Here is a 26765-nt window from a genome sequence, read left to right on the forward strand (position 1 = left end):
TGTTATATGACGTACCCTACTTCTTAAAGTTACTTTCACACTACTATTCTGTTTCAATTTTCACTTCAGTAATATATTTCAGTAAAGTTTTTTTATAAAACGTCACTTTCTTATTTGTTACCGAGTTGTTCCGCCAAACCAATTAGAAGCCCTTCGGTTCCACGAATGTAACAGAGTCGATACGAGTCCTCGTACTGAACCACTTCGCCAACGAGCTGAGCACCACACTTAGTCGTGAGTCTGTATACCATTTCGTCAATGTCTTCAACAGTGAACATGACGCGTAAATAACCGAGGGCGTTTACAGGAGCAGTCCGGTGATCTGATATAGTAGGTGGGGTGAGAAATCGCGAAAGTTCAATTCGGCTGTGACCATCTGGCGTAACCATCATAGCAATCTCTACGCACTGGGAGCCCAGTCCGGTTACGCGACCAGCCCATTCACCTTCGACAGTAGCTCGCCCTTCGAGTTTCAAGCCAATCTCCTCGAAGAAAGAGATTGCGTCATCAAGAGATTCTACAACGATACTGACATTGTCCATTCTTAGTAATTTGTTCTTTTCCATAGTTTTATCTCCTTATGTGTAAACATTTATTATCTAATCATCTTCATAAATTATTCTATTAAAAGTTACAAATTCCTTCCCAACAAAAAACACCTTATCACCGTTTACATTCAAACTGGCATTACAATAAATATTTTTCATCCAGGAACATTCATCAAATCATGATAATCATTTATATGAAAACACTACATTTCAAACTAGGATGGCAAACAAATAAAAAGCACGTGTTCGATTACTAATCAAACACGTGCTTTCAAAACAACTATATTGTCCATAAACAATAACATTTAAATTCATAAGATCTACTCCTAAAACATCACGACCGAAATGCTGCATCCGCCAGTATAGACAATGTTGCATCATCCATCGGCGGATTGTGTAAACCCGCTCTGACATTTAAGTAATAACGATGAAGTGGATTTTTTTCTGATAAACTTTTTGCCCCTACGATACGCATTGCTTTATCTACTATAGATATCGCCGCATTTGTTACTGCGTATTTCACTGCCGCTAGTTCTGCTTGTAGTGATAGTTTATCTTCTGCCTCATCGTACTTTTTCGCAATTTGATATAAAAAGACGCGAGCTTGCATAAGCTCAAGCTCTATTTCTCCAACTAATCTTCTAACACTCGGTAATAAACTAATAGAATGGTTTAAACTATTTGGCTTGTATGATTCCGCAAAATGAACTGCATAATTTCTTGCTGATTGTGCGATTCCTAAATAACATGCTGGTATATGTAGCAACCAGCCAATACCCTTTTGTTTCACTTTCCCGCCCAATACATTCGTAAAGAAGCGGTTTTCTATCTCCACATTTTGTAAGACAAGGTCGTGGCTAGCAGTTCCTCGCATCGCAACGCTATCCCATGTTTCTTCAATTGATACACCGAGCGTATTTCTTGGAATGACAAACTCACCAACTTCTTCTCGGCCTTCCATACTTGCTGAAATAATAAAATAATCAAGTACTGGTGCCATCGTTGTAAAAGTTTTCCTTCCATTTATAATCCACTTCTCGCCTTGTTGCACCGCGATTGTTTCTGGTTTACCACCACGCGTCGGACTTCCTGTTTTCGGTTCTGTTGCTGCCCGATTAAAGAGTGCACCATTACGCACTTCTTCGCAAAACCATTTGAACATTCCATCATTCCAAGAGCGATTTTCAGCTAGCTCTTTTACAATACCGATATGCCATCCAATCGATAATGCAGTAGCTCCACAGCCTTCTGCAATTTTCCCTTGAAATAAAACGAAGTCATATAAAGAAATCGCACTACCACCAAATTCCTTCGGTAACGTTAATTTCGTATATCCGATATCTTTTAAATTATTAATATTTTCATGCGGAAATGATCCTAACTCACTTAATTGATGCTCCCTTTCCATGAACTTCGGAATCAATTTATTTATTTGTTCAATAATGAAAGATTGTTCTTCTGTTTCAACAAATGAGAGTGCCATACTATAATCTCCTTTATCCCGCTATTTGCGGGCAGTAAAACTCCCACCTCAAAATTCAGGTGGAGCAAAGAAGTTCAGTGGGAGTCGGGCTGCCCGTAAATGCTCGATTCATAAACCGTTCATTTTGTCATTATGATTATATGAAGCTACCTCTCTATTGTTTCACTATTCCGATAAAAATACAATGTTTTTGGATTATAAGAAAAATCCCTATAGAAAAACAGGTCCTTTTCTTATATTAATCCCCCTTCAATGCCTTTAGCGGCAAAGAGGTTACATATCCGATATACGAGAATAATTCTTTAAAAAAGAATGGAATTTCTGTATCTAACGTTTTATATGCTGATGTTGGAGTCGGTGAAGCATATGCCTCAATGTTAATATGTTTTGCGATTCTCATTGCGCGTTTCATATGAAGTGGATCACTTACAATCGTGTATGAGTGTATTCCGTTCTCTATTCCAACTTCCTTCGCATTCTTTAAATTTTCTTCAGTGAAAAGGGATTTTGTTTCAATTAAAATATCCTCCTCTTTTACACCTTGTTTCAATGCATATACTCTAGCAGTGCGAGCTTCCTCAAGCTCTGCTTCAAACTTTGTACCACCTGTAAAAATAATTTTCTTAATGTTTCCGTTTTTATATAGAGAAATCGCGTGATTAATTCTTTCCTTAAATACAGGAGATGGTTTTCCGTTCCATGAAGCTGCTCCTAGCACGATACCAGCATCTGTCTTCACATCATCATCCGTTTTAAAGCGATAACTCCAAATATCGTAAGCTGCATAGCTCACATACAAAATAGCAGAACAAATCATTAATAAAAACACTTGAAAGATTCGTCTTTTTTTACTCTTCTTATTTTCTTTCATTTGTAATTGCCTCCGTACATCATCCATACTTCTATAAAAAAACATTTATATCAAATCGTTTTGTTTGAGTTTGTTTAAAAGAAGGTATTTTACTTATTATATATAAAAGGGTTTTCATTTAAAATTGAGGATTATCAATTCATTTTTCATTTGCGGTTTTCATTACAATTTTAATTCATTAGTTTATTACCATACAACTACATTGTAACGAATTTTTTCTCAGAAGGGAATGATGAAACAAAAGTAAATTAAATAAGTTAGTGTTTTGTAAGAAAAAAAGGTATATTATTCGCAAATTACGATCATATACCTTACAAAATACGAATTATAGCTTTTCTTTGTATAACTCTAATTTTTCTAACAATTCTCCTTTCACGCCTGACCATTCACTCGCAATAATACTGTACACAACTGCATCTCTCACATGACCGCTCGGCAATCTTCTTTCATTTCTTAGCACACCTTCTTTTACCGCGCCTAACCTTTCAATTGCTCGTTGTGCTTTTTCATTTCTTACATCCGTCTTAATTTGCACTCGTAGCATATGCAGTTTTTCAAAAGCATACTGGAGAAGCATATACTTACATTCTGTATTTATACTCGTACGTTGCACACTTGGATGGTACCACGTCTGCCCTAACTCCACTGTTTTATCTTCTACTGAAATATTATATAAACGTGTACTCCCTACAATCTTGTTCGTCTGTTGATCCACTACAGCGAAAGGGATTTGTGTACCCTTTCCATAACTCTTTATCGCTTTTTGAACATATTGCTGCATATCTTGAACAGTTTCCATTTTAGAGATTAAATACGCCCAAATTTGCCTATTTCCTTCTACAATCAAAAACAAAGTTTCGACATCACCACTATCCATTAACCGTAACTTCGCTCTTTCGTGAATGATTTCCATTTGTAAGCCCCCTTCTTTTGTTACTATAACATATGAATAAAAATGTCAAAATTTATATATAATGATTTTAACAACAAAAATCCTCGCTCACATAGAAAGCGAGGGTTTCCTATTAAAGCACCAAATAAGCAATCGGTGTAATAATAAGCAACGTTAATATGGTTCTCTGCACGTACAAAATAATAAGTTCAGATACTTTTAACGGAATATCTGTCGATAATATACAAGGGATTGAAGCGGAGAAAAACAAAATAGATGATACCGAAACAACCGCAATGACAAACTTTGTCACGAGCGGCGCACTTACAACTAATAATGATGGTAAAAACATTTCTGCAATACCAACTGATACCGCTTTAGCAGCTAAGTCTGCTTCTGGTAATTGTAAAACCCATGTAAATGGATAAAAAATATAACTGATCCAATCAAATATTGGCGTGAACTTCGCTAAGACGATACCAATTAACCCTACTGACATAATAGATGGTAAAATTCCCATCGTCATAATAAAACCGTCTTTTAAGTTCACTGCAATATTTTTCATAATGCTCGGTGCAGATTTTGATACTTCTAATGCATCTTCCCAAGCACGTTCTAACATTTTTTCCTTATAAACGGGCTCTGGGAACCCTTCTTTCGTAATATATGTATCGGGTTTTCTACTAAGAGGTGGGATTCTTACGGTGATAGCAGTCACGATGAATGTTACTACAAGTGTAGTCCAAAAATAAACATTCCATAAATGCATAATGTCTAATGTTTTTGCGATGATGATCATAAATGTTGCGGATACTGTAGAAAATCCTGTAGCGATAATGGCTGCTTCTTTTGTCGTATACTTTCCTTCTTTATATACACGGTTCGTAATTAATAAGGCTAGTGAATAACTTCCAACGAAGGAGGCAACCGCATCAATTGCCGATCGTCCCGGCGTATTCCATAAAGGTCTCATAATCGGACGGCAAAATGTACCGATAAATTCAAGCAACCCATATCCGACTAATAACGCTAAAAACGCCGAACCAATTGGAACGAGTAAACTTACCGATATAACTAGTTTCTCATACAAAAACGGCCCAACATCTGGTGCAAAAAACCAAGCTGGTCCCACTTTAAAACAATATAATACGCCAAAAACAACACCAACTACTTTTAAAATAGAAAAGCAAATGTCTACGATAGATGCATTCCATTTCTTCGTATAAAATGGATAAATCGCACCAATCACCATAACAAACAATGCATAATAAGGTACTACGCCAGGAACTGAAGTACGGATCCACGATACGATATGATCAATCATAATAGAAGAAGCTCCATTTATCGTAACAGGTACGAAAAACATAAACATCCCAACGAGACTAGCAAGTATAAACCGAAGAATCATACTCCTCTCTCGTCCTGTCTTAATTACATTACTTTTTAATTCAATTTCACTCAAAATTCGACACCTCCCATTATCTAAATATTCTGTATAATATAGTTTTATTCCTTCTTTTGATCTTGAATATTTAATCATATAAAAAAGCCTAATTTGAAACATTTAGATCAAATTAGGCTTTTTATATACTTTTTAGATATTCTCACTTAAAGCACAAAGTAGAGTTTAAAATCATTGCTCGAAGTACGAGTCTTTCTTACTATTCTTCAATATAAAACTCCCCATCTCAATCGCTAAATCTTCACTTTGAGGATAGACACCTACATTATCTCCATACGCGTGCCCTAAACCACGATAGAGAATCGTTTCAGTATCCACTCCTTGTTTCGTCAATTTAGCTGCATACGCTAAACATTCAATCATTAAAAAATCATGTTCTCCTACCGTAATAAATGTACTTGGATAATCTGAAGATACATCAACGTATGGACTTAAATACTTCGAATGAATGTCTTCCGTACCAAGTATTTCTGCCATCCCTCCGACCATTGCATGCATCATATTAAGCATTTTTTCTAATCCTTTTTTATATTTCGGAGCAATCTCATATTTATCTATACTCCAAGAATAAAACTCGTCTTCATAGTCACACATGTTAAGTGTAGGATACAGAAGTAATTGCCCTTTAACGAAGTTTCTACCATCTTCCATATCTCTCGTTGTACAATACTGTGTTAAGTTCCCTCCAGCACTATCACCCGCAACAAAAATATTATTCTTATCACCGCCGAATGCTTCAGCATTCTCATAAATCCATTTTAAAGTAGTGTAACAATCTGTATGTCCAGTTGGAAAAGGATGTTCTGGAGCTAATCGATAATCTATAGAAAAGGCTAATATATCTGTTTTTTCTACTATTAATTTCACAAGTTCTTCTACCACATCTGGTGATCCTGCCATAAATCCGCCACCATGAATAAAATATAAAATTGGCGCGTTTTCTCGTTTTGAAATACTATTATAAATCCTTATCGGAATGTCATATCCATCTTCCGCTTTAACCGTTTCATTCGTAATATTTATATTTTTCGTTACGATTGGAACGCTTTTAATACCATTAAACTGCTTTCTCATATTCTTTACCGATTTTTCAGAAGCGTCCATTTTCATCATATTTTTAGGCATAAACCTCATTATATTCATTTGAACCTTCATATCTTTATAAAGACGTGGATCCATTGCTCCCTTTTCATCGCAATCTGGTATGTTTTTCACTATTACTTCTGCGCCTTGTACATTGATGGTTTCTTGTTTTTCTTGAATCTTTTCTAATAAATCTAAGCTATATTTCCTAGACATTCACTATTCCCCCATCTCTTTTTTAACGCTTTCGTTTTCCGAAAAATTATATAACCGTATACCTTTCCATTTACTAAATAAAAATACGTTCCATGTACAAAATGTAACATGGAACGTATTTTTATTGTTGTTCATATTTGATTCAATTATTGTCATTTTTTGATATGATATTTTTTCTATACTGTAATGGTGTATCCCCATATTTCCCTTTAAACTGCGAAATGAATGACTTCACATTGGGAAATCCATGTTTCACTGCTATATCTTGTATAGAATTCGTACTGCTAATAATATCTTCATACGCTTTATGAAGCCTGTATCTCGTTAAAAAAGAGGTGAAATTTGATCCGAAAGATTTTTTGAACATCCGAGAAAAATGTTCCTCACTTACAAAAAAGTGTTTCGCTACATCTTTCATTTTAAGCTTTTCATCATAATATTCATACATATATGTAATTATCTCTTTTTGTTTATTTCCAAATTGAAAATCATTATCTTCTTTTTTTCTATCTTTACAGTGGCGCAATAGAATATAAACAATCTCATAAATTAAACTATTCATTTTTATATAACTTAACTCATCAAAATTTGTGACTAACTCCTTTAATTCATAAAATATTTGTTGGAGCTTTTCTTTCTGCACAAATGATGCTTGTAGAGTAAATCTATATTTATCAAAATCAGCATTTAGCTCTTTAAGAAATTCATACGAAACTATTAACATCATTACTGCACAACTTGCATTCTCAACTTTTTCAAATTCGTGCACATCTCCACTGTTTACAAAAATAAACTCGCCAGCTGATACTTTCTTTTTTTGCCCATTTACATACAAAGAAACGTCTCCATATATTACCAAACTAATTTCAATACTTCTATGCCAGTGTGGAGGGATATAGTAGTGAAAATCAGCCGGAAGTCTTGTGCTATCTATATATTCAACCATACCTGGAATTCTATCACGCAATTTTATCTCTTCATATTTCCCTTGCCTGACTTTCAATTATGTTCCCTCCTTTTTATTGCATAGTAAACGTCAAATAACTTCAATCAAAACTTGTGCTACACATTACTATTTTCATCTCATTTTATAATCATCCACAATCACTTGGATTACACGATATGCTTCCTCAGCTACTTTTTCATTACTATCTCTATTCGCATCATATGTAATTAACGCCTTCCAAAGCGTCCATCCTCTCGCTCTATCCCACGTTTCCTCATCCATCCTCAACACTTCTTTAAATACGTTTCTACTATTTTCATCAAAAAATGTCCATGCCATCGCCGCGTCACACGAAGGATCACCTACTCCTAGTATACCAAAATCAATTACGGCACAAAGCTTTCCATCTTTAACGAGTAAATTCCCTGGCGCAACATCTCCATGAATCCAAACTGGTGTGCGTTCCCATTTTGATTGGAGCGCTAAATCCCAAAGGTGCTTTAACAATGCCTCATCAAAAGCGTCTTTATTGTTTTCAATAGCTACTCTCGCTTCTTCATCGTATACAGATATAAACCCGCCTCGGTAAAAGTTATGCGCTCCAGCTATTGGTCCGTTACTAGAATCAATGGATTGCAATTCTAGTAGAAATGATCCTAAGTCCGCTGCGAATTCATGTAAGTCACGAACATTTTCTTTCGTAACTGCCTCTCCCTCTATCCACTTATTAATAGACCATGGCCACGGATACTCTTCCGACGGATGCCCTTTTGCAATTGGTGCAGAAATTGGTAAAGAAAGTTCCTTATTTAATATAGGAAGCCACTTGTTTTCTTTCTCTACTTGCGGTGCATATGCTGCATCACTTGGTAATCTAACACTCATCTGATCTCCTAAGTGAAACGTTCTATTATCATGTCCACTAAACTTTACAGGTTTCACTTCTAAATGTGCCCATTCAGGAAACTGTTTCTGTATTAACTTCTCAACTAAACTTACGTTAATTGGATTCATTTATTTTCTCCTTTTCTTTTGAAACTTACTAAGCCCATCCGTACTGCCCACATACTCAAAATCATTTTTCTTATAAAAATCATTCAACGTACGATTATGTCCCACACAATCTAACTTCAAGTACTCTTTATCACACTGTACATTTTCTTCTACCCACTGCAAAATCGATTCTCCTATTCCATTCCCCTTATACTTCCGTCTCACCGCAAATCTATGAATATATACTGAATCCGAAACTTCCTCTTTACCAAAAATATGTTCATCCCATTCATTTTGTTTAGGAGATGCTGTAATCGTACCAACAATTTCATCTTCTTTCATAACAATATACGTATATTTATTTCTTATACATTCTAATATTTCAGCTGTAGCCTCTCCTCCTAACAGATACTGCCATTGATCTACTTCTTTATGTTGTAACCACTCTGCTACTTCTCTTAATAGAGTAATAATGCTATCGCTCTCCTCTTCAGTAGCAGTTCGTATTGTATATCCTTTAACTGTATTTCTCTCCATATTGCCGTTCCCCTTTCAAATTACTACTATACTGACAAACGCGTTCTACCGTCATTTTCGTCTGTAACGTATTCAACATAAAAACCTTGATTCAGTGCGTTTTCATACATCAATTCAATCACTTTTTGATCTTTAGCGTAAATGTGTATATAATCACCGTCCGCTACTAATACGACTACTTCATACTTGCTCTCTGTGAACTCTTCATATGTTTCAATCTCTTCTAATACTTCTCCTTTTGGATACGCTTTTAAATCTGCAAAAATGAGATAATATATGTTGTCTTTTATTAATTTTTTCAATTCTAATCCACTCATTACCTTGTTATCTTCTGAAAATAATTCTGATCCTAATCCATCAGGTAATCTGAAATAAGATTCCTCATTTTCCACTCGCCAATCAAATAACGTAATATCGATCGGCTTTAACACTTTCCAAAGTAGATTATCATATTCATTTGGAATATCTACAATAATTCCTCTTTTCATTTATTTGCTCCTAGCTTATTTATTTTCGTTTTCATTTCATACATTATATACCAAATTCAACTACTATATTTTGTCGATACCTATGTAACTTGTATTTCACCGCGAAAAACCGTCCCACTACTTATGAAACGGTTTCTTTCTGCTTATATTTAGGTTTTTCATTCAATTGTTGCACTGCGCTTTAAAATAATTTCTAATATATTCATCACATCAGCCATCATTCTTTATATTTACTTCGTCTTCACAAAATAATATAAAAACCACACCGCATGGTTTTGTTCATCAGCAGCTATTCTGCGCAATAACTCTTTCAAATGTGCATCCGATGTTTCATCTGAAATTTCTAAGTAAAAATCTACTGTCTTCTGTTCATCTTGTATAGCGAATTCTAATCCTTGTAAGTACCTATTTGGACATTCTTCGGTAATCTGTGGTTTAGGCTGCCTGCCAGTTAAGTTCGTATAAATTTGGACAAAGTTTTGGAAATGCTTTATTTCATCATTACGAATTTCAAGAATCTGATTTCGTTCTACTTGATTTGGAGCCATGTTAGCTAACTTTGCGTAGCAGCTTATAGCGCTATATTCTCCGTTTATAGCTTTTTCAATATCACTTATCAACTTATCATTTTGCCTATACCAATCATGATAATTCGAATTATACATCGTATCCCCTCCATAATTTCGCATAACATTTTATGCACTTTGAAATAGTAGGAGCATGTATACAAAAAAATTACTGCAAACACGAATACTTCAATCACGTATAACATATTGTAAAACCCTATCTATCGCTGCTTAATTTCCTTAACGATTCCTAATGATTTCATCAAAAAACGCTTCACTACGAGTGAAACGTTTTTTATCTTTTAAGCATTCAATTCCATTTTATGTCCCTTTACTGCACTACGCTTCAATGCAGTTGCTAGTATAACAACCATACTTACCACACCAATCCAAACGAGCACAGTAACAGGTGTATTCCAGCTTACCCCTTTTCCGAAGAAGAAGATCTCCCTTAGTCCTTCGATCATAAATTTCATTGGTAACCAAGAATAAACCCAATCTTGATAAAATGGCGACAACATTTCAGGCGCTAATGATAATAACGGTGCCCCGAAGAATAGTAAGAGTGCGAATAAACCGATACCTTTTAGCCCAACTAATGAAAGTACCGCCGATATCATTAAGAAGAAGCTAAAAGATGTGATGGATAAGAACAACGCTGTATCCGTGAAATTCGAAATATTTAACCCTACCATCCCATCTGCAATCCACGTAAGGCCAAATCCAATTACAAGTGTCGCAACTGCTCCAGCTACTATTTGTTTTAGTTTTAATCCAAAGTTTTCTTTTCTTGTACGTACCGGCATTTTACTAATCGCAATAAAGATAATCGCTGCACTAGCTAAACTTGCAATCCATAACGGCTGGAATAATGCCATTGGTGAGTTACCGTTCGCACTATTTTTTCCGACCTCATTCACATTTTTCACGTTCTTTACAATAGGTGTTACTAATTTCGAAGCTTGATCTGTTGTTAAAGTAGCTCCCCTTGCTTTCAATCCATCTAATATTTGTGTACGGACATTGTTGTTTATATTATCCACTACACCATTTAATATTTGCCCTGCCATAGTTGATGCACCTGTATTCATTCCTTGATTAATTAATATTTCTACTTCTGGTGAAGATGGCTGCGGTGTTCGTAATGAAGCCTGTTTCATACTAAATTCTTTCGGAATGACGAATGCTGCATAATACTCTTGATTATTTAAACCTTTTTGAACTGCTTCCTTATTTTTCACTTCTACCCACTTCACCGCAGGTTCTTCATCTGATTTCGCTGTTTTTTTCACCGTATCAACAATTGTTTGCCCCATATTCATTTTCGGTTGATTTGGAACTTCTACACCTTGATCCTCATTTACAATTGCAATTGGCAAGTTTTTTGGCTTTGGTTGAACAGTTGGGAATAATGTTAATGAAAAAATAAAAACAACAAGTAGTACAATAACTGGTGCTAACAATAAAAGTTTGTTTTTAAACATTTTCTTTTCTCCTCCTTTAATTTTCGTTACAATAAATGAACAACGTGTTGTTTATTTATATTTTGAATTATATGTTTGAGCTAAATCTTATTCAATAATCAAAAATCGTGAATGTGTCGGTTATAAGACACTTTTTCTAAATGTGTTGAGTAAAATTAAGGAGGGACATGCTTTGCGTGATAGTAATTTAGATTTACGTGTTATTCGTACGAAAACGGCCATACGAAATGCACTAGTGGAGCTTATTGAAGAAAAAGGTTTTGACGCCATTACAGTAAAAGATATTACAACGAAAGCAAACATAAATCGCGGTACATTTTATGCGCACTATCAAGATAAATTTGATTTAATGACGAAATGCCAAGAAGAAATTATGCATGAGTTTTCTAGCATTGCCAAACAAAAATTCCCTGAAGTGATTGCCGATCTTGGCTCAAACCCTTCCCCAACGACGCCATTTGTACTTATCGCTTCTATTCTTGAATTTCTAAATGAAAATAGTGATTTTATGAAAGCTGTGTTAAGTCCAAAAGGAGATTTATCTTTCCAAACAAAACTGAAAGACTTTATGTGGAAAACACTATTTGAAGATACGAATGGGGCTCTTATTGATAAAGAGAGTTTGCTTGTTCCAAGCGAATACCTAACTTCTTATATGGCATCTGCTCATATAGGTGTCATTCAGCAATGGCTAAATAATGGCCAAAAAGAAACACCTAAGGAAATTGCTCGTATTTTATCAACTATCGCAGTTCACGGCCCGTTTTATGCGGCTGGTTTAAAGAAGTAAGCCAACCTGCATAGAAATATATTTTAATCAATCTGGACATCAACTAATTGCTTAATGAAATTTATGTTTCTATGAAAAAAGCTGTTGAAAGGAATCCCCTTCAACAGCTTCTCCATTATTAACGATATAAACGAACTGCACCTGCAGAATTATCATCTGCTTGTCCAACTACTTCAAATTTCAATCCAAACTTCGGTAATTTACGTCCTGCATCTGGGATTAAATCATTTATATACAATTTAGAATCATCAAACTTCGTTACACCTGGTAATCCTTTGTAATCATATGTTCCGCGTGTTGGAGATACAACTTTCCATGCTGGCGTCTGGTTAAAGGAGAATGCAGCATCTGCGATTTGGTATCGTGTACTACCTTGAACAGTTGGTTTGCCGTTTAGCGTTCCAACAATTGCCTCTGGGTGAGAGTCAACAACCCCTAAGAAACCTTCGCCTGGATGAATACCAACCCAATTATCTGTAAAGCTAGAGTCTGCATACCATACAACAAGACCTGTATTATACGGTACACCGCTGCTATATTTTAATGCTTGGTCAGCACCAGCGTAGTTTCTCCACTCTAAATAGTAGTTATGTTTCTTCTTATCAAAACCGTTTGCTACAACGAAACCATTTAATTTTAATTTCGATTCGCCTTCTGCATCATCAGAGAAGACAACATTTCCATCTACAGTTAATGTAGCGTTATCAAAAGTAAAACCGTTCGGTGCTAAGCCACCATCTGTAATGTATTCAAATACTAGTTTTACTTTTTGACCTTTAAATTTGCTTAAGTCATATGACTTATCTACCCATTTACCATCCGTTGTATCTAGACCATTTTTCACATTCTTTTCGCCAATTCGATCGACTAACGTTTTCTTATTATCCTCTGTTACTGCATATACTTCAAGGAAGTCATAATCTGTTTCAATTTCATACAATGACTTGTAATCAAACTTCGCCAGTGTTGCATTTGTTAAATCAAACACTGGTGTTTCTAATGTTGTATGAAGATTATCGCCTTTTGTACTATAGTAATATTTCTTACCGAATGCAGGCTGAATGCCTTTCACTTCTTTATCTGGTAAGTTAACGCGAATTAGACCCGGACGAGCTGATTTCGTTACACTTTGGTCTAAGTACGTTGCAAAACCGATACCACGATTTAATTTATCATAGTCTACCTCTACAATATTTGCCCAGTTTCCACCCATGTTCTTTTGAAAGAACTCTTTGTTTTGCGGAGAGAAACTCGGTGGCGTTGTACCTGCAATTTTACCAGCCCAGCTGCCGCCGCTCATAACAGACCAAGAGTTAATTGGCTCCCCTGCTCCTGAATACTTCGTATCATACTCATCCGGAAGGCCTAAATCATGACCAAATTCATGTGCGAATACACCAACTGCTCCGTCTTCTGGCTCAATTGTGTAATCGTACGCTGCCATTTTACCGCCCCAGTTATCAACTTTTGCTTTTGTTCCTTCAATTGGATATGGTGTTCCAAGGTGCCAACGATGCGACCAAATTGCATCATCACCTAGTCTACCACCGCCTCCATCTTGCCCAACTCCAGCGTGAATGACCATTAAGTGATCAATCAGACCATCTGGTTCATTTTTATTGCCATCACCATTATTGTCATATTGATCGTATTCGTCAAATTCAGATAAATCAATACCACTTTCTACAGCCGCATTTAATGCTTCTTTTACAAAATCACGAGGTCCTTTTGGTCCTTTATTATCATGGCCGCCATCTCCTGCATCTGCGCCATAATCTGCCGCATTACCAGGAACTGTCAACCACTTTGTTACTGTGCCATCTACTGTATAACTACCACCAGATTGCTCTTCATAATATTGTTTAAATGTTGGTACTTTTGAACCATCAAAGAGTGTAAATGGCTCATTACCAAATAACATTTTTTGATAATGTTCTGGATTAAAATCATTTGAATACATATAACCTGGTACTTGATCAATATTGTTATGCTTAAAGTCAGCAAACTCCACCAACAATACAAGCACTTTATCTTTACGGACATCACCATTATATTGTTTTTGCTTCGCTGAAGTAGTTGGTACTTTGCCGTTTAATCCCCCTTTAACCGGCTCTTGTCCAACTACCGGGCCACTAGCAGGTTGATCAGCTTTTTCTTTCGCATCTGCTTTTGCATCTTTCACTTTTTTCAAAAAGTCAAACGCTTCTCTCGAGACACTATCCCCTGTTGCTGGTTCTTTCCCAGCATTTTCGCCTTTTTTCTTCTCTACGTATTTTTCAACAGCTTTTAATGTGTCTTCTTTCGACGCAGAATTATTAATTACACCGCGTTTCTTGAGCGCATCTGCTAGACGTTCCTCTTGAATTAAATTTTCATCAATTGGACTTAAAGATCCTACATTAGACGGCGTTGCCGCATAAACAGATTGACTACCTACCCCAAATGTGCAACTAAGCACTGCTGCCGCCGCAAGCGTAGACAGCACTTTAAAAGGCTTTTTCTTCATCCCTATTCCTCCCCAATATTAAATACGTTATAACGATTATATAATAATGAAAATTCAGACAATTTACAATATGTTGTCTGAATTTGTAATATTTTTGAAAATATTCTTTGTTTTAGATTGATGTACATTCTAATTCATCAATGTTCATGGTTGCTTCTTGCATGTGAATGAGTATCGTAGCATGTATGTCTCCTTCTACGACAGGGGCATTCAAAGAAATCCAATTCATATGCTCATTTTTATTTTAATTTTCAGTTTCAGATGGGTGATAGCAGCAAGCTTAAAATCATAAAAAAATCGTCCGCTATATTTAGTGGACGATTTTTTTATTTAAAATATAACTACACTATCTCAATATACCCTTCTGTTCCATGTACCCGAATTCGTTGCCCGTCTTTTATTCGTTTCGTAGCATTCTCTACCCCGACGACTGCTGGTAATCCATATTCACGCGCAATCACTGCCCCGTGTGTCATGAGTCCGCCAACTTCCGTAACTAACCCTTTTATAGACACAAACAATGGCGTCCAGCCAGGATCAGTAAATGCCGTAACTAATATATCTCCATCTTCTAAACTTGCATCTTCCATGTTTAAAATAACACGAGCTCTCCCTTCTACCACTCCAGAAGAAACAGGCAAACCTACTATTGCTTCGATAGGGAGATTTTCTCGTTTATATTTACCTATAATAATTTCACCATCAGAAGTAATAACACGCGGAGGCGTTAGTTTTTCATATAATTTGTACTCATTTTTTCGTTTATGAATAACCTTATAATCCAGTTTATTCGTGCGGACGACTTCGTGAAGTTCTTCAAAAGTAAGATAGTATATATCTTCTATTTCAGTAATAACGTTATTTCGCACGAGTTGCTCGGCTTCTTTTAGTAATGCCTGCTTATATATGAAATAGCGATTAATCATTCCGTATTTTGGGTATTCACGATAGCCAGCGAAATTCCGAATTATACTGATCATTCGCTTCGTCTCTTCTACTTTTTGTTTGCCATCTGCTAAATACTGCAATTTGTCTAATAACTCTTCTTCTCTTTTTAAAGCCTCCTGCAGCCCTTCTTCAAACTTCCGCTTACTAGCACCAGCTTCAAAATCTCTTATATTATTTAAAATCATCGGGATAATTGTAGTTGGTTTTTCACTCCAGCGCGTTTTCGTAATATCGATTTCGCCGCTGCATCTCATTCCGTATTTATTTAGAAACGCCCCGATTGCATCTCGAACTTTTTCCCCGTCTTTAAACTGAACTAGTTCATCTAAAAAGCTGTCATCTTCTATATGCTGTAAATACGCAATGACTTCTGGATACGGACGAATCACATCTGCGACATCCAATAATGCTAAACCCATTTCTGAAGTAATATTATTTTGTACAGATTGAGAAAGTGTGTCTGCTGCATTTTTTTCTCCTAGCCATTGCTCCATCTTTTCATTGATCCATGATAAAGCATTCATACCTGCCATAATGACAGCCATACTTTGCGGGTGAAATAATATTTTCTTTAATTGCTGAATATCTTCTAAAATAAAATCAAGTACATCTGATCCTGATTTCGTTTGAATACTTTGTTTTAACTCTTCTATCGATGCTTGACTGTTCTTGATTAAATCCGTAACGATTGCTGGGTCGTTTTCGATTTGTGGTTGCGAGCTTGCAGGTGGCATACTTTTACCAAGACTTTTTTCTTCTTCATCCGGTAACAATTTAATAAAATTATCTCGCTCTATTACAGTCATTAATGCATCTTTAATAAGCGGCTCTGATTCTCCTATTGTATTTAATAAAAATTCTCTACTAGCAGGTGAGGCCAATCTTTGTGCAACATCAACAAACAGCCTTCCCCCAGCTTGAAACCTCGGTCCAAAGGATGTTAACTGGAATAAAGACATTCCTAATGGCTTCAAAGGATCCGTCATCATTTGCTGGTGACCGACCGATACATACACATGATTTTCCTGATCATTCGCTTCTGGAATTGGATACAAAGTCGTTATCGGCCTACTTTGAACAATATAAAATGTATCATCAACTAAACACCATTCAATATCTTGCGGACAACCAAAATAAGCCTCAATCTGTCTTCCGATGCGTGCTAGTTGTAAAATTTGTTGTTCAATAAGTGTTTGAACTTTTTGCTGATTAGGAGCAATTTTCTTTGTCTCTGTTCCGCCTTCTTTTCGTCCATAGATGGCTAATTTTTTCGTTGCGATGACCTTTTCGACGATTTCGTCTTCTTTTACCTTATAATTATCGGCAGAAACCAATCCAGATACTAGCGCCTCGCCAAGTCCAAAGCTGGCATCGATTGATAACACCTTCCTATTAGAAGTAATCGGATCCGCAGTAAATAAAATCCCTGAAGCCACAGGGAAAACCATTTTTTGAACGACAACACATATAGAAACTTGATTATGATCAAAGCCGTTTTGCATTCGGTATATAACCGCTCGATCTGTAAATAAAGAAGCCCAACACTTTCTTACATGCTGCAAAACCGCTTCTTTTCCGATGATATTTAAATACGTATCTTGCTGACCAGCAAACGAGGCATACGGTAAATCTTCAGCAGTAGCACTAGAACGCACTGCATATGCATGTTCATTTCCAAAACGCGAGAGATAATGAGCTACTGATTCCACTACATCAACTGGAATTTCCACTGCCATAATGGCTTCTCTAATTTTCTTACTAATTTCACTAATTTGATCTCGGTCCTCAATTTTTAGTACGGCTAGTTGATTCAACAAATTATGAAACACTTCAGTTTGTTCGATGGCCTTTTCATACCCTACTGTTGTAACACAAAATCCTTCTGGCACTTGTATACCTTGAATGTTTGATAACTCCCCTAAATTCAATCCTTTTCCACCAACGAGAAAAAGCTGCGTTTTTTCTATTTCCTGAAAATCGAGAACGAAAGAACTCATTTAACATCTCTCCTTACTAGTCATGTGTTCTTGATTTTAGCAGTAGTAAATAAGAATAAACAGTCTATTTCGAACGTTAATTACATGATATAATTAAGTTAGGAAGAGATATAGAAAATAAAAATGGATTCACCTAAGCTGACTTACTATTATTGATTTAAGAAGCTTCTTATTAAAATATAAAGTTACTAAAAGAAAAAAGACAATCCAGACAGATTGATAATGTAAAAATATCTATTGAAATAAAAATAAGAACAGCCTTCTTCGTTGAATGGCTGTTCTTATTTTTGTTACCATTATTAAAAATTCAGGATAACACATCTAATTTTGCTCAAAGAAAGAATCCTATATTTAGGCTAATCCCTTCAAATAACTGTGTCGCACAGTTTACTTCGATTTTTCAATTCATTAGTTAGCAAAAAGGTTTTTATTTTAGTTAACTCTCTTTAACCTTCTATATAAATAAGCTCCTATCAACATTAATCCCCCACCAAAAACGGATAACCAATTCGTATCATGTCCTGTAGCAGGTAATATCTGTTCCTTCTTAACAATTTGTTTATTCAATGCGTTATTTTTAGTAATTTGCGAATTCACTCGATCTATTCCTTCTCCTTTTGGATCTGTCACTTCACTTTTTCGATCTGTCACTTCTCCTTTTGGTTCTGTCACTTCTCCTTTTGGTTCTGTCACTTCTCCTTTTGGTTCTGTCACTTCTCCTGATACTTTATCCACAACCTTTTGTATTACTGTACCAGTGTAAAAGATGCCTGTATCAGCAAATGGATCTTTTACTCCAAACTCATATGCTTTCTCACCTAACGTATTCCATGTAATTACACCATTATTGTAAGTGCCGCCATCACTTTTTAAACGGATTTTTGTAGAGATTTCACCGTCTTTTTCATAAATAGGTACTTTCACTTCTTTATGTACTTCTACGTCCTCTAAAAAGACTTTTTGATTTTGAATATTAATGTATGCTTGCTTACTTAATTCGATAACAGGTCTAACGTCACGAATTTCATTCGCTACAAGGCTTAAAAACGTTAGTTTTTTCAACTGACTAATTGGTGATAAATCAGAAATATAATTTGCCTCTAAATCAAGTTTTTGCAAGTTTACTAAATTTGATAATGGAGTAATATCCTTTAACTCATTATTAGGTACATCTAATACTTTAAGATGAGTCATTTTAGTAAGTGGTGTCACGTCTTCAATTTGATTTTTCCCAATCCATAATTCATCTAATTGATTCAATTGGTCAATGCCCGATACATCTTTAACCTTATTACGCGTTAATACTAAATCTTTTAAAGGTAATGCATATAACGGTGTAATATCTTCAACTTGATTACCCGCTAAAGTTAAGTATGTTACATTTTTTAACGAGCTTAATGGAGCAACGTTCTTAATTTTATTATTTGCTAAATTCAAGTAATCTAGTTGTCCCATTTTTGCTAATGCTGTTACATCTTCAATTTGATTGCCTGCTACATATAAACTTTTCACATTCTTCATTTCAGTTAGTGGTGCAACGTTCTTAATTTTATTATTACTTAAATCAAGAGATTCTAAATTATCCATTTTAATAAGCGGTGTTACATCTACAATTTCATTACCGCGCAAAGCTAAATGGTTCAATTGTTTTAAGTTCGCAAAGAACGACGGATCTGTTATCTTTGCATTAGCAACTGTTAAGGACTTTAAATTAGGCATATATTTCAATCCACTATAGTCGAGAATCTCATTCGTATTTAAAAATAAGTTTTTTACTTGTAATAACTCTTCTTTCGTAATTGGTGTATGTAAATCTTTTCTATTAAATACTTTTTTATTAACAAGTTCCCTTAATTTTTTGTCCGTTATCATATTTTGACTATCAATTTGATGATCTGTTTCCTTATCACCTGCATTAGAATTATCATCTGGTTTCTCAGTTTCTTTGTTATTTGCTGTCGGATCTGAAATTTCAAATTGAACTTGATATTTATGATCATATCCAATAGCAGGAATGAGAATATGCATTTGCATATTATATCTCTTTGAAAATTCTCCTATTTCAAACTGAATCACTTTCGTCCCATTTTTCCGCTTATCTTCTGACAATACTTTCACATCGTGAAATACACCTGGTTGATTTTTATCTTCTATTCTAAGATATTGGAAATAATCGCTATCTTGTACTGTTGCAGTAACAACTTTTTTCCCATTTTCAATCTTAACTTTGGGATCTTTTATGTATTGAGACACCATGGATGGCTCATCTTTTTGATCTTTATATATTTTGATTTCAACATTATATACACGATCTGTTACCATAACTCCTGCTTTATTTTCTGCTATTTTTTCCGCTGCTTGCACTGGGCTAGAATAAACAGCAAAAGGAATCGCTAATGTTGTAGCTACTACTAACACTCTCATATTATTTTTTTTCAAAGCAATATCTCCCTTTATACAAATAAATTATCTCTCAAACAAATGATAATGATTTTCATTATCATTGTCAATGAGATCTTTTCTTTTTATTTCTTGAAGCCCATACTCTTAATCGTATAACATACATTACTTTGTTCTAAAGCATTCGATGAGTTATTTCATTCCAGCCTTAATTTTTTCATAATTAGCCTCGGCGCATGCCAAAATTTTTCCTTCCGTTATAAAAATGCCGTTATTTTTTATTTTAGTGGAATTGATTATGGCTTTCCTCAAAAAAATAGTAGCAACTGCGACTTTAAAATCAATAAACTTTTAGTTTTACTTTATATAAGGTGATATATATTTGTTAAAGTCTCTCCTCTTATTCTAAAACCAAAATAATTGGCTTTTGTAATACTAAATCCCTTTTACCAAATCCCCACAAATGGATTTTCAAAATTAGGGAACTATAATGTGGTATTAAAATAACTTTAGGGGGATAACAAGTGGATAATGAAATGAATTATGGAAGTGATTACAAGTTTATTCCGGCAACTTCAATTGGAAGTGGTCATGGCATCGAGGTATTACCTGATTTATTTTGTTACACTACTCAAATCGTCAACATCTGCTTATTCGGAAGTCCGCAAGCAAATGATTTTGTTTTAGTAGATGCTGGAATGCCTAAATCTGCAGATGAAATTATCTCTGTCGCTGAAGATCGCTTTGGTGCAAATAGCCGCCCAAAAGCAATTATTTTAACTCATGGACATTTTGATCATGTTGGAGGAATAATTGAACTCGTCAAACATTGGGATGTTCCAGTCTATGCTCATCAAATGGAGATACCGTTCCTGACTGGGCAACAAAGCTACCCTGAACCAGATCCTACAGTTGAAGGTGGTATGATAGCGAAAATATCCCCTCTGTTCCCTAACGAACCAATCGATTTAGGGAATAACGTAAAAACGCTACCTGCTGATGGAACTGTTCCACATATGCCAGGGTTTAAATGGATTCATACACCAGGTCATACCCCTGGGCATATTTCGTTATTCCGCGAAAAAGACCGAATTTTAATTGCTGGCGATGCTTTTGTTACAGTGAAACAGGAATATCTATATAAGGTAATTACTCAGGAACAGGAAATAAGCGGTCCGCCTCGTTATTTAACAACAGACTGGACAGCTGCTAAAGAATCCGTCATTAAATTAGAAGAATTAAAGCCTCTGGTCGCTGTTACTGGACATGGGCTACCGATGTCAGGTGAAGTGCTATCAACAAACCTCAAAACACTCGTTCAAGAATTTGATAAAATTGCTGTACCTGATTATGGAAAATATGTGGACCGAAAGATGTATTAAACAAAGAAATATTTTGTATACTTTTCACATTCAAGAACTAAAATGTAATAAAAAATCAAAATCTTGTTCTTTGAAAAATTGCAACCTGTATATAGATGTTGACTCATCCTACCTTTGTGAATAAAACTCGATACTCTACAAATAATATCCGTAGTATAATCTGCTTCTTACCCAGGTTGTACTTCTTACCAGTAAAGAGCGGTCATTATAAATAACTGCTCTTTTTTAATTTTTTTACATAAAATTAGTTTCTTTATTCATACTATATTTAACCCATGAAATGGTTATACTCCTTAAATTCATGGATGTAACTTTCTCATTGCAGTTAGCTTTTGCTAACTGCTTTTTATTTATAATTCTTAAAACTTATACAACACTATATATCTTTAACCATGTACTAAAATTCATTTTTTTAAATGAGCTTCTAGTTTCATAAAAGATTTAATCCTCTTCAGTTAAATATTTAAGGCATCATAGCTAAAAGTAGTACCTATATAAATAAGATTTCAGATTTTCAAATTCTAATATTTTATAGTTGTAAATATTAAATATAAATTGAAAAAGAAATGTATGAAAAAGGAGAGGCCATATGCCTCTCCTCTATATCCATTCAACATATAAAATTAACGAGTAACCCCACCGCCAAGTTGTTGCTCAGCTAATGATACTAGACGTTTTGTAATTTCACCACCGACAGATCCGTTTGCACGAGCTGTTGCATCTGCACCAAGTTGTACACCAAATTCTTGAGCAATCTCATATTTCATTTGATCAAGAGCTTGTTCAGCGCCACGTACTAATAATTGATTGTTGCTTCCACTATTATTGTTTGACATGTTAATTCACCTCCTTCTTTCTTTAATATGTTAAATTACATGCCAAAATATATATCTAATTAACTGGTAATTATGACCACGTATTTGAAGGTATAATTCATGCACTTTTATCCAAAAATAGTAGTGTGTAGGAGACCGAAATGCAACATACGTGCCATGGGATATCATAAATATGCCTCCATCACAAAATGAAACGGGTTACGCTATATAAAAGCATAACCCGTTTTCAATGAAATATTTTATTCTATATACCTTTAAACAATGGAGGAAAATGATGAAACATATTGTTGCTTTATTAATTAAATATACAGCTATAACTGCAGTATTATTAATCATACTCGGTATTTTTCAAGATATTTCAATTCCTAGAATATTACTGATTTCTCTTCTTCTTACAGGAGCTGCCTATTTAATTGGAGATCTCTTTATTTTACCTAAATACGGAAATATGATTGCCACCATTGCAGATTTTGGCTTAACCTTCTTTGGAATTTGGTTGCTAACATCGTTGTTTACTGATTTAGATTCCACTCGTAACATTGGATTTTCTTCATTTATAGCCGCTTTAATTATTGGCGGAATAGAAGTTTTTTTCCACATTTATATGCAGAAGTTAGTACTGCATAAAGCCAATGAATTAAGAGAACATAATCCTATTCACCATGATAAATATGCTATGGAGATGTCAGATGAATATATAAATTCTTCCACAATAAATAAATCCAAACTTGAGGATAAATCTGGTAAACAAAAATAAAAAGTGGCGTTGGCCACTTTTTATTTTTGTTTATTAAGCTTGATCAGAATTTCTTACATGTAATGGCGGTGGAACTACCCAGCCTTTTTTCTTACTTAAACGTAGCAACGTTACACCTGCCTGCGCTTTTTTCATATGGAATTGTCCGAATAGCATGCCTACATCTTCTCGAAGACATTTTCCCATTACTTGACTACATGTCACAAGGCCAGCTGCTAACCCTGTAGAAACAGCAGCTGCAATTTCAACATCATTAATACGTGCTCCCGGAGGAATGTCTTCAATAGATGCAACTGGTCGTTCTGGAGGAGCAGGCGGTAAAGCGACCCCATTAACTTTTAAAAGCGCCTTTAATTCTTCTATTTCCGAATTCATATCATTTTCAATTAGGCTTTCTAAAAACTTCTTCAAGTCTTCATCACCTGTATGATTCATAAATACTTGATGACTTGCAATGGCACCTTGTGCAGCAAGAAGATAGCTCCAAATGTCAAATACCTCTCCGTAATGTAAAGGCTCATTTTGAGGATTTCCACTTAATATACCCATTTTTAAATTCCTCCCTTTCGAAAATATCATAATGAATATTGATTTCAATATTGAAATCAAATTTTTAAGTATGCTTTTTCCTGCAAAAGATTTTCTACTATGCATGGAAAACACCTTTCCAACACTGCGTGTTTATTGTTTAGGAAAGTAGTTTACAAATAAAATACCCAAAGATTATGAAAGAAAATTATCGATAATCTTTGAGTGAGAATCCACTTACTATAAGGGTTTATTTTTTATAAATATACAAAAGAAATTGATTTAAAGATTTGCTATATTTTTCACTAATTCACTTAGCGGTTAGCTCTACCACCAAGTTGTTGTTCAGCCATTGCTACTAAACGTTTTGTAATTTCACCACCAACAGATCCATTTGAACGAGCTGTTGCATCTGCACCAAGTTGTACACCAAACTCTTGTGCAATTTCATATTTCATTTGATCAAGAGCTTGTTCAGCTCCTCGAACTAATAATTCATTACGACTTCCACTATTACTGTTTGCCATATTTTCACCTCCGATGTTTTTAATATGCTACGAACTATGAAATAATAGTTATCCTTTTTATGGAAAGTAGATTATGTATAAATGTTGATTTTCTTCTTAAAATAGGACAAAAGACTTAAGAAAGAAAAGCTGCTATAACGTACTTTCATAACAACACTAGGTATAGACCGCCGTTTAATAAAGATTTCTGTTTTGCCAAAGGATAAATATACAGTATGTTTTGAGAAATGATTCAAAAGGAGATATGAAATTATGAAAGCTGTGACCTATCAAGGACCAAACCAAGTACAGGTTAAACAAGTTGATGATGCAAAATTAGAAAAAAAAGATGATATTATTGTAAAAATTACTTCAACCGCTATTTGTGGTTCTGATTTACATTTATATCAAGGTAACATGCCTTTACCTCCAGGATACATTATCGGCCATGAACCAATGGGAATTGTTGAAGAGGTCGGGCCAGATGTCACTAAAGTGAAAAAAGGCGATCGTGTTGTGATTCCCTTTAACGTTGCTTGTGGACATTGTTTCTATTGCCAACATGAAATGGAGAGCCAATGTGACAACTCCAATCCTCATTATGATTCTGGTGGATACTTTGGTTATACAGAAAAATTTGGTAACCATCCTGGTGGACAAGCTGAATATTTAAAAGTTCCTTTTGGAAATTTCACTCCATTTGTTATACCAGAATCCTGCGAACTTGAAGATGAATCCCTACTGTTTTTATCAGATGTTTTACCAACAGCCTATTGGAGTGTAATAAATGCAGGTGTCAAGCGAGGTGATACTGTTATCGTCCTCGGTTGTGGACCTGTTGGATTAATGACACAAAAATTTGCTTGGATGCAAGGCGCTAAGCGCGTAATCGCAGTCGATTACTTAGATTACCGAATAAATTATGCAAAAAAGATTAACAATGTTGAGGTGTTTGAGTTTACAAAATTTCCTGATATGGGAGAACATTTAAAGGAAATTACACATGGTGGTGCCGATGTAGTCATTGATTGCGTAGGAATGGATGGAAAAAAATCACCTTTAGAGTTTTTGGAACAAAAATTAAAATTACAAGGTGGAACCCTCGGCCCTATTCAAATCGCTACGAAAGCAGTAAGAAAATATGGAACGGTTCAAATGACAGGCGTTTATGGTGGCAACTATAATGCATTTCCACTCGGTGCATTTTGGGTTAGAAATATTAATCTTAAAATGGGACAAGCACCTGTCATTCATTTTATGCCAGAACTATTTGAAAAAATAACAAATAAAGAATTTGATCCAAAAGAGATTATTACACACAAAATTCCCCTTGAAGAAGCGAGCTATGGTTATCAGATTTTTAATAATCGTGAAGATGATTGTATTAAAGTCATTCTGAAGCCTTGAAGCTACAATTCATGATTCTTAATGAAAAGATAAGATTACATTTCGTAATCTTATCTTTTTTTATTAAATGCTAAGTATCTATCCCCCATTTTCATCTTACATCAAAAATAGTTATTTCCAAAAAACTTTGTATTTTGAGGTAATACTTTATTGGTAAAAAAATGAATTACAGTATTAAGTAACCAACTAACGGACACGATAACAATGTTAACTAACCTAAAAGAGGTGTACTTCATGTTTTATTATAAGGAAGAACTGATTAATATTATCAAGCCGGACAAGCCAGATCCAGCTGCCGCAAAAGTTTTACAAGAAATATTAGGTGGGCATTATGGCGAAATGCGTACAATGATGCAATACTTCTTCCAAAGCTCAAATTTTAGAGGTAAAGAGAAGCAATATCGTGATTTACTTCGAGGTGTTTTTTTAGAGGAAATAAGCCATGTAGAACTTGTACAACATACAATTAATCAACTATTAACTGGATCTGGTGAACCTACGCCAGGAAATGCTGGTGTTGACAACGCACCACTTGACGAAGCGGTTAAACATGCAAATCCTCACCACTTTATTGTAGGTGCTCAAAGTTCATTGCCTGTTGATGCAGCTGGCAACCCATGGAATGGATCTTGGGTATATAGTCATGGAAACTTAATTAGCGATTTACTAGATAATGTCGTACTTGAATCTACAGGTGTACTTCAAAAAACTAGAATTTATGAAATGAGTTCAAATCAAACATTTAGAGAAACACTTGCATTTTTAATTGTGCGTGATAATGCACATCAAAATGCTTTCGCAAAAGCTTTAGAGACATTGGGTGTTGAATGGGGGAAACTCTTCCCTGTGCCGAACTATGATATTAATAAATACCCAGAGTGCAGAAAGTATGTAGACATGGGATTCCATAACGCACAATTTAATTTTAGCTTAGATCCAACAAGAATGGGAGAAATATTCCAAGGTGAATCACCAAGTAGAAACAAAGGAACATTAGCAGTAACTGACCCGCCAAAAGGTTTTCCTGTACCAGAACTTCCTGAAATGCCAAATGAGCATAGTCCTGGATTAAAAGATATGGGTCTTTGAGATAATTGTAACCAATTATTTATTAATAGTTGGTTACAAACCTTTACATA

23 protein-coding genes and 1 pseudogene are annotated in these 26765 nt (G+C 35.0%); 5 read left to right on the top strand and 19 right to left on the bottom strand.

What is annotated here, in order from left to right:
- Nucleotides 1–110 precede the first annotated feature (110 nt).
- The 12 genes from JDS98_RS03220 to JDS98_RS03275 form a co-directional block, all read right to left on the bottom strand.
- Complete coding sequence (locus tag JDS98_RS03220) at nucleotides 111–566, bottom strand: VOC family protein (RefSeq protein ID WP_000414361.1); 456 nt, start codon at nucleotides 564–566, stop codon at nucleotides 111–113.
- Nucleotides 567–882: 316 nt separating this feature from the next.
- Nucleotides 883–2031 (bottom strand): acyl-CoA dehydrogenase family protein, encoded by a 1149-nt coding sequence (locus JDS98_RS03225; RefSeq protein ID WP_097959345.1) that lies wholly within the window; start codon nucleotides 2029–2031, stop codon nucleotides 883–885.
- A gap of 238 nt (nucleotides 2032–2269) precedes the next feature.
- On the bottom strand, nucleotides 2270–2902 hold the full coding sequence (locus tag JDS98_RS03230; RefSeq protein ID WP_000662220.1) for a YdcF family protein: 633 nt from the start codon (nucleotides 2900–2902) through the stop codon (nucleotides 2270–2272).
- Between the two features lie 325 nt (nucleotides 2903–3227).
- On the bottom strand, nucleotides 3228–3815 hold the full coding sequence (locus tag JDS98_RS03235) for a GNAT family N-acetyltransferase (protein WP_097959344.1): 588 nt from the start codon (nucleotides 3813–3815) through the stop codon (nucleotides 3228–3230).
- A 112-nt stretch (nucleotides 3816–3927) separates the two neighbouring features.
- On the bottom strand, nucleotides 3928–5256 hold the full coding sequence (locus JDS98_RS03240; protein WP_097855333.1) for a YjiH family protein: 1329 nt from the start codon (nucleotides 5254–5256) through the stop codon (nucleotides 3928–3930).
- Nucleotides 5257–5427: 171 nt separating this feature from the next.
- Nucleotides 5428–6555, bottom strand: coding sequence for an alpha/beta hydrolase (locus JDS98_RS03245; protein WP_097959343.1), 1128 nt, complete (start codon nucleotides 6553–6555; stop codon nucleotides 5428–5430).
- Nucleotides 6556–6697: 142 nt separating this feature from the next.
- Nucleotides 6698–7558, bottom strand: coding sequence for an AraC family transcriptional regulator (locus tag JDS98_RS03250; RefSeq protein ID WP_097959342.1), 861 nt, complete (start codon nucleotides 7556–7558; stop codon nucleotides 6698–6700).
- Between the two features lie 75 nt (nucleotides 7559–7633).
- Entirely contained in the window at nucleotides 7634–8515 is an 882-nt protein-coding gene (locus tag JDS98_RS03255) for an aminoglycoside phosphotransferase family protein (protein ID WP_097959341.1), read from the bottom strand.
- A complete protein-coding gene (locus JDS98_RS03260; RefSeq protein ID WP_097959340.1) occupies nucleotides 8516–9031 on the bottom strand; it encodes a GNAT family N-acetyltransferase in 516 nt (171 codons plus the stop codon).
- 26 nt (nucleotides 9032–9057) lie between these two features.
- Entirely contained in the window at nucleotides 9058–9519 is a 462-nt protein-coding gene (locus JDS98_RS03265) for a DUF2691 family protein (RefSeq protein WP_016108708.1), read from the bottom strand.
- A gap of 230 nt (nucleotides 9520–9749) precedes the next feature.
- Nucleotides 9750–10184 carry a ferritin-like domain-containing protein gene (locus JDS98_RS03270; RefSeq protein ID WP_016108709.1) on the bottom strand — a complete coding sequence of 145 codons (435 nt, stop codon included), beginning with the start codon at nucleotides 10182–10184 and terminating at the stop codon, nucleotides 9750–9752.
- Nucleotides 10185–10387: 203 nt separating this feature from the next.
- The gene (locus tag JDS98_RS03275) at nucleotides 10388–11569 is read right to left on the bottom strand and encodes a YhgE/Pip domain-containing protein (RefSeq protein WP_097959339.1); all 1182 of its coding nucleotides are present in this window, start codon (nucleotides 11567–11569) and stop codon (nucleotides 10388–10390) included.
- 172 nt (nucleotides 11570–11741) lie between these two features.
- Between JDS98_RS03275 and JDS98_RS03280 the strand changes: the two genes are divergently transcribed.
- Nucleotides 11742–12359 carry a TetR/AcrR family transcriptional regulator gene (locus tag JDS98_RS03280; protein WP_001205673.1) on the top strand — a complete coding sequence of 206 codons (618 nt, stop codon included), beginning with the start codon at nucleotides 11742–11744 and terminating at the stop codon, nucleotides 12357–12359.
- A 118-nt stretch (nucleotides 12360–12477) separates the two neighbouring features.
- Here the strand turns inward: JDS98_RS03280 and JDS98_RS03285 are convergent, their stop codons facing one another.
- The 4 genes and pseudogenes from JDS98_RS03285 to JDS98_RS03295 form a co-directional block, all read right to left on the bottom strand.
- Nucleotides 12478–14865 carry an immune inhibitor A domain-containing protein gene (locus tag JDS98_RS03285; RefSeq protein ID WP_199633544.1) on the bottom strand — a complete coding sequence of 796 codons (2388 nt, stop codon included), beginning with the start codon at nucleotides 14863–14865 and terminating at the stop codon, nucleotides 12478–12480.
- A 341-nt stretch (nucleotides 14866–15206) separates the two neighbouring features.
- Nucleotides 15207–17810 (bottom strand): phosphoenolpyruvate synthase, encoded by a 2604-nt coding sequence (gene ppsA, locus JDS98_RS03290; protein WP_097959338.1) that lies wholly within the window; start codon nucleotides 17808–17810, stop codon nucleotides 15207–15209.
- Between the two features lie 432 nt (nucleotides 17811–18242).
- Complete coding sequence (locus tag JDS98_RS30535) at nucleotides 18243–18482, bottom strand: LPXTG cell wall anchor domain-containing protein (RefSeq protein WP_472926307.1); 240 nt, start codon at nucleotides 18480–18482, stop codon at nucleotides 18243–18245.
- Nucleotides 18474–20234, bottom strand: a pseudogene (locus JDS98_RS03295) (leucine-rich repeat domain-containing protein); the annotation flags it as partial. The gene JDS98_RS30535 and the pseudogene JDS98_RS03295, both read right to left, overlap by 9 nt.
- A 500-nt stretch (nucleotides 20235–20734) precedes the next feature.
- On the opposite strand from JDS98_RS03295, the gene JDS98_RS03300 reads away from it, so the two are divergent.
- Nucleotides 20735–21592, top strand: coding sequence for an MBL fold metallo-hydrolase (locus JDS98_RS03300; protein ID WP_000368296.1), 858 nt, complete (start codon nucleotides 20735–20737; stop codon nucleotides 21590–21592).
- Nucleotides 21593–22215: 623 nt separating this feature from the next.
- On the opposite strand, the gene JDS98_RS03305 is transcribed toward JDS98_RS03300, so the two are convergent.
- Nucleotides 22216–22428 carry an alpha/beta-type small acid-soluble spore protein gene (locus JDS98_RS03305; RefSeq protein WP_000069658.1) on the bottom strand — a complete coding sequence of 71 codons (213 nt, stop codon included), beginning with the start codon at nucleotides 22426–22428 and terminating at the stop codon, nucleotides 22216–22218.
- Between the two features lie 274 nt (nucleotides 22429–22702).
- Between JDS98_RS03305 and JDS98_RS03310 the strand changes: the two genes are divergently transcribed.
- The gene (locus JDS98_RS03310) at nucleotides 22703–23185 is read left to right on the top strand and encodes a YndM family protein (RefSeq protein WP_142345888.1); all 483 of its coding nucleotides are present in this window, start codon (nucleotides 22703–22705) and stop codon (nucleotides 23183–23185) included.
- A 33-nt stretch (nucleotides 23186–23218) separates the two neighbouring features.
- Here JDS98_RS03310 and JDS98_RS03315 read toward each other — a convergent pair whose 3' ends face one another.
- Nucleotides 23219–23734, bottom strand: coding sequence for a DUF3231 family protein (locus JDS98_RS03315; RefSeq protein ID WP_000512128.1), 516 nt, complete (start codon nucleotides 23732–23734; stop codon nucleotides 23219–23221).
- Nucleotides 23735–24027: 293 nt separating this feature from the next.
- A complete protein-coding gene (gene sasP, locus JDS98_RS03320; protein WP_016108716.1) occupies nucleotides 24028–24240 on the bottom strand; it encodes a small acid-soluble spore protein, SasP family in 213 nt (70 codons plus the stop codon).
- Nucleotides 24241–24492: 252 nt separating this feature from the next.
- Here sasP and JDS98_RS03325 point away from each other — a divergent pair, with 252 nt between their 5' ends.
- Together JDS98_RS03325 and JDS98_RS03330 are read left to right on the top strand one after the other, a co-directional pair.
- Entirely contained in the window at nucleotides 24493–25626 is a 1134-nt protein-coding gene (locus tag JDS98_RS03325; RefSeq protein ID WP_000649070.1) for a zinc-dependent alcohol dehydrogenase, read from the top strand.
- Nucleotides 25627–25860: 234 nt separating this feature from the next.
- A complete protein-coding gene (locus JDS98_RS03330; protein WP_097920288.1) occupies nucleotides 25861–26715 on the top strand; it encodes a manganese catalase family protein in 855 nt (284 codons plus the stop codon).
- The last annotated feature ends 50 nt before the right edge of the window (nucleotides 26716–26765 follow it).

The organism is Bacillus cereus group sp. N11 (assembly GCF_016483605.1).
Taxonomy (GTDB): domain Bacteria; phylum Bacillota; class Bacilli; order Bacillales; family Bacillaceae_G; genus Bacillus_A; species Bacillus_A toyonensis.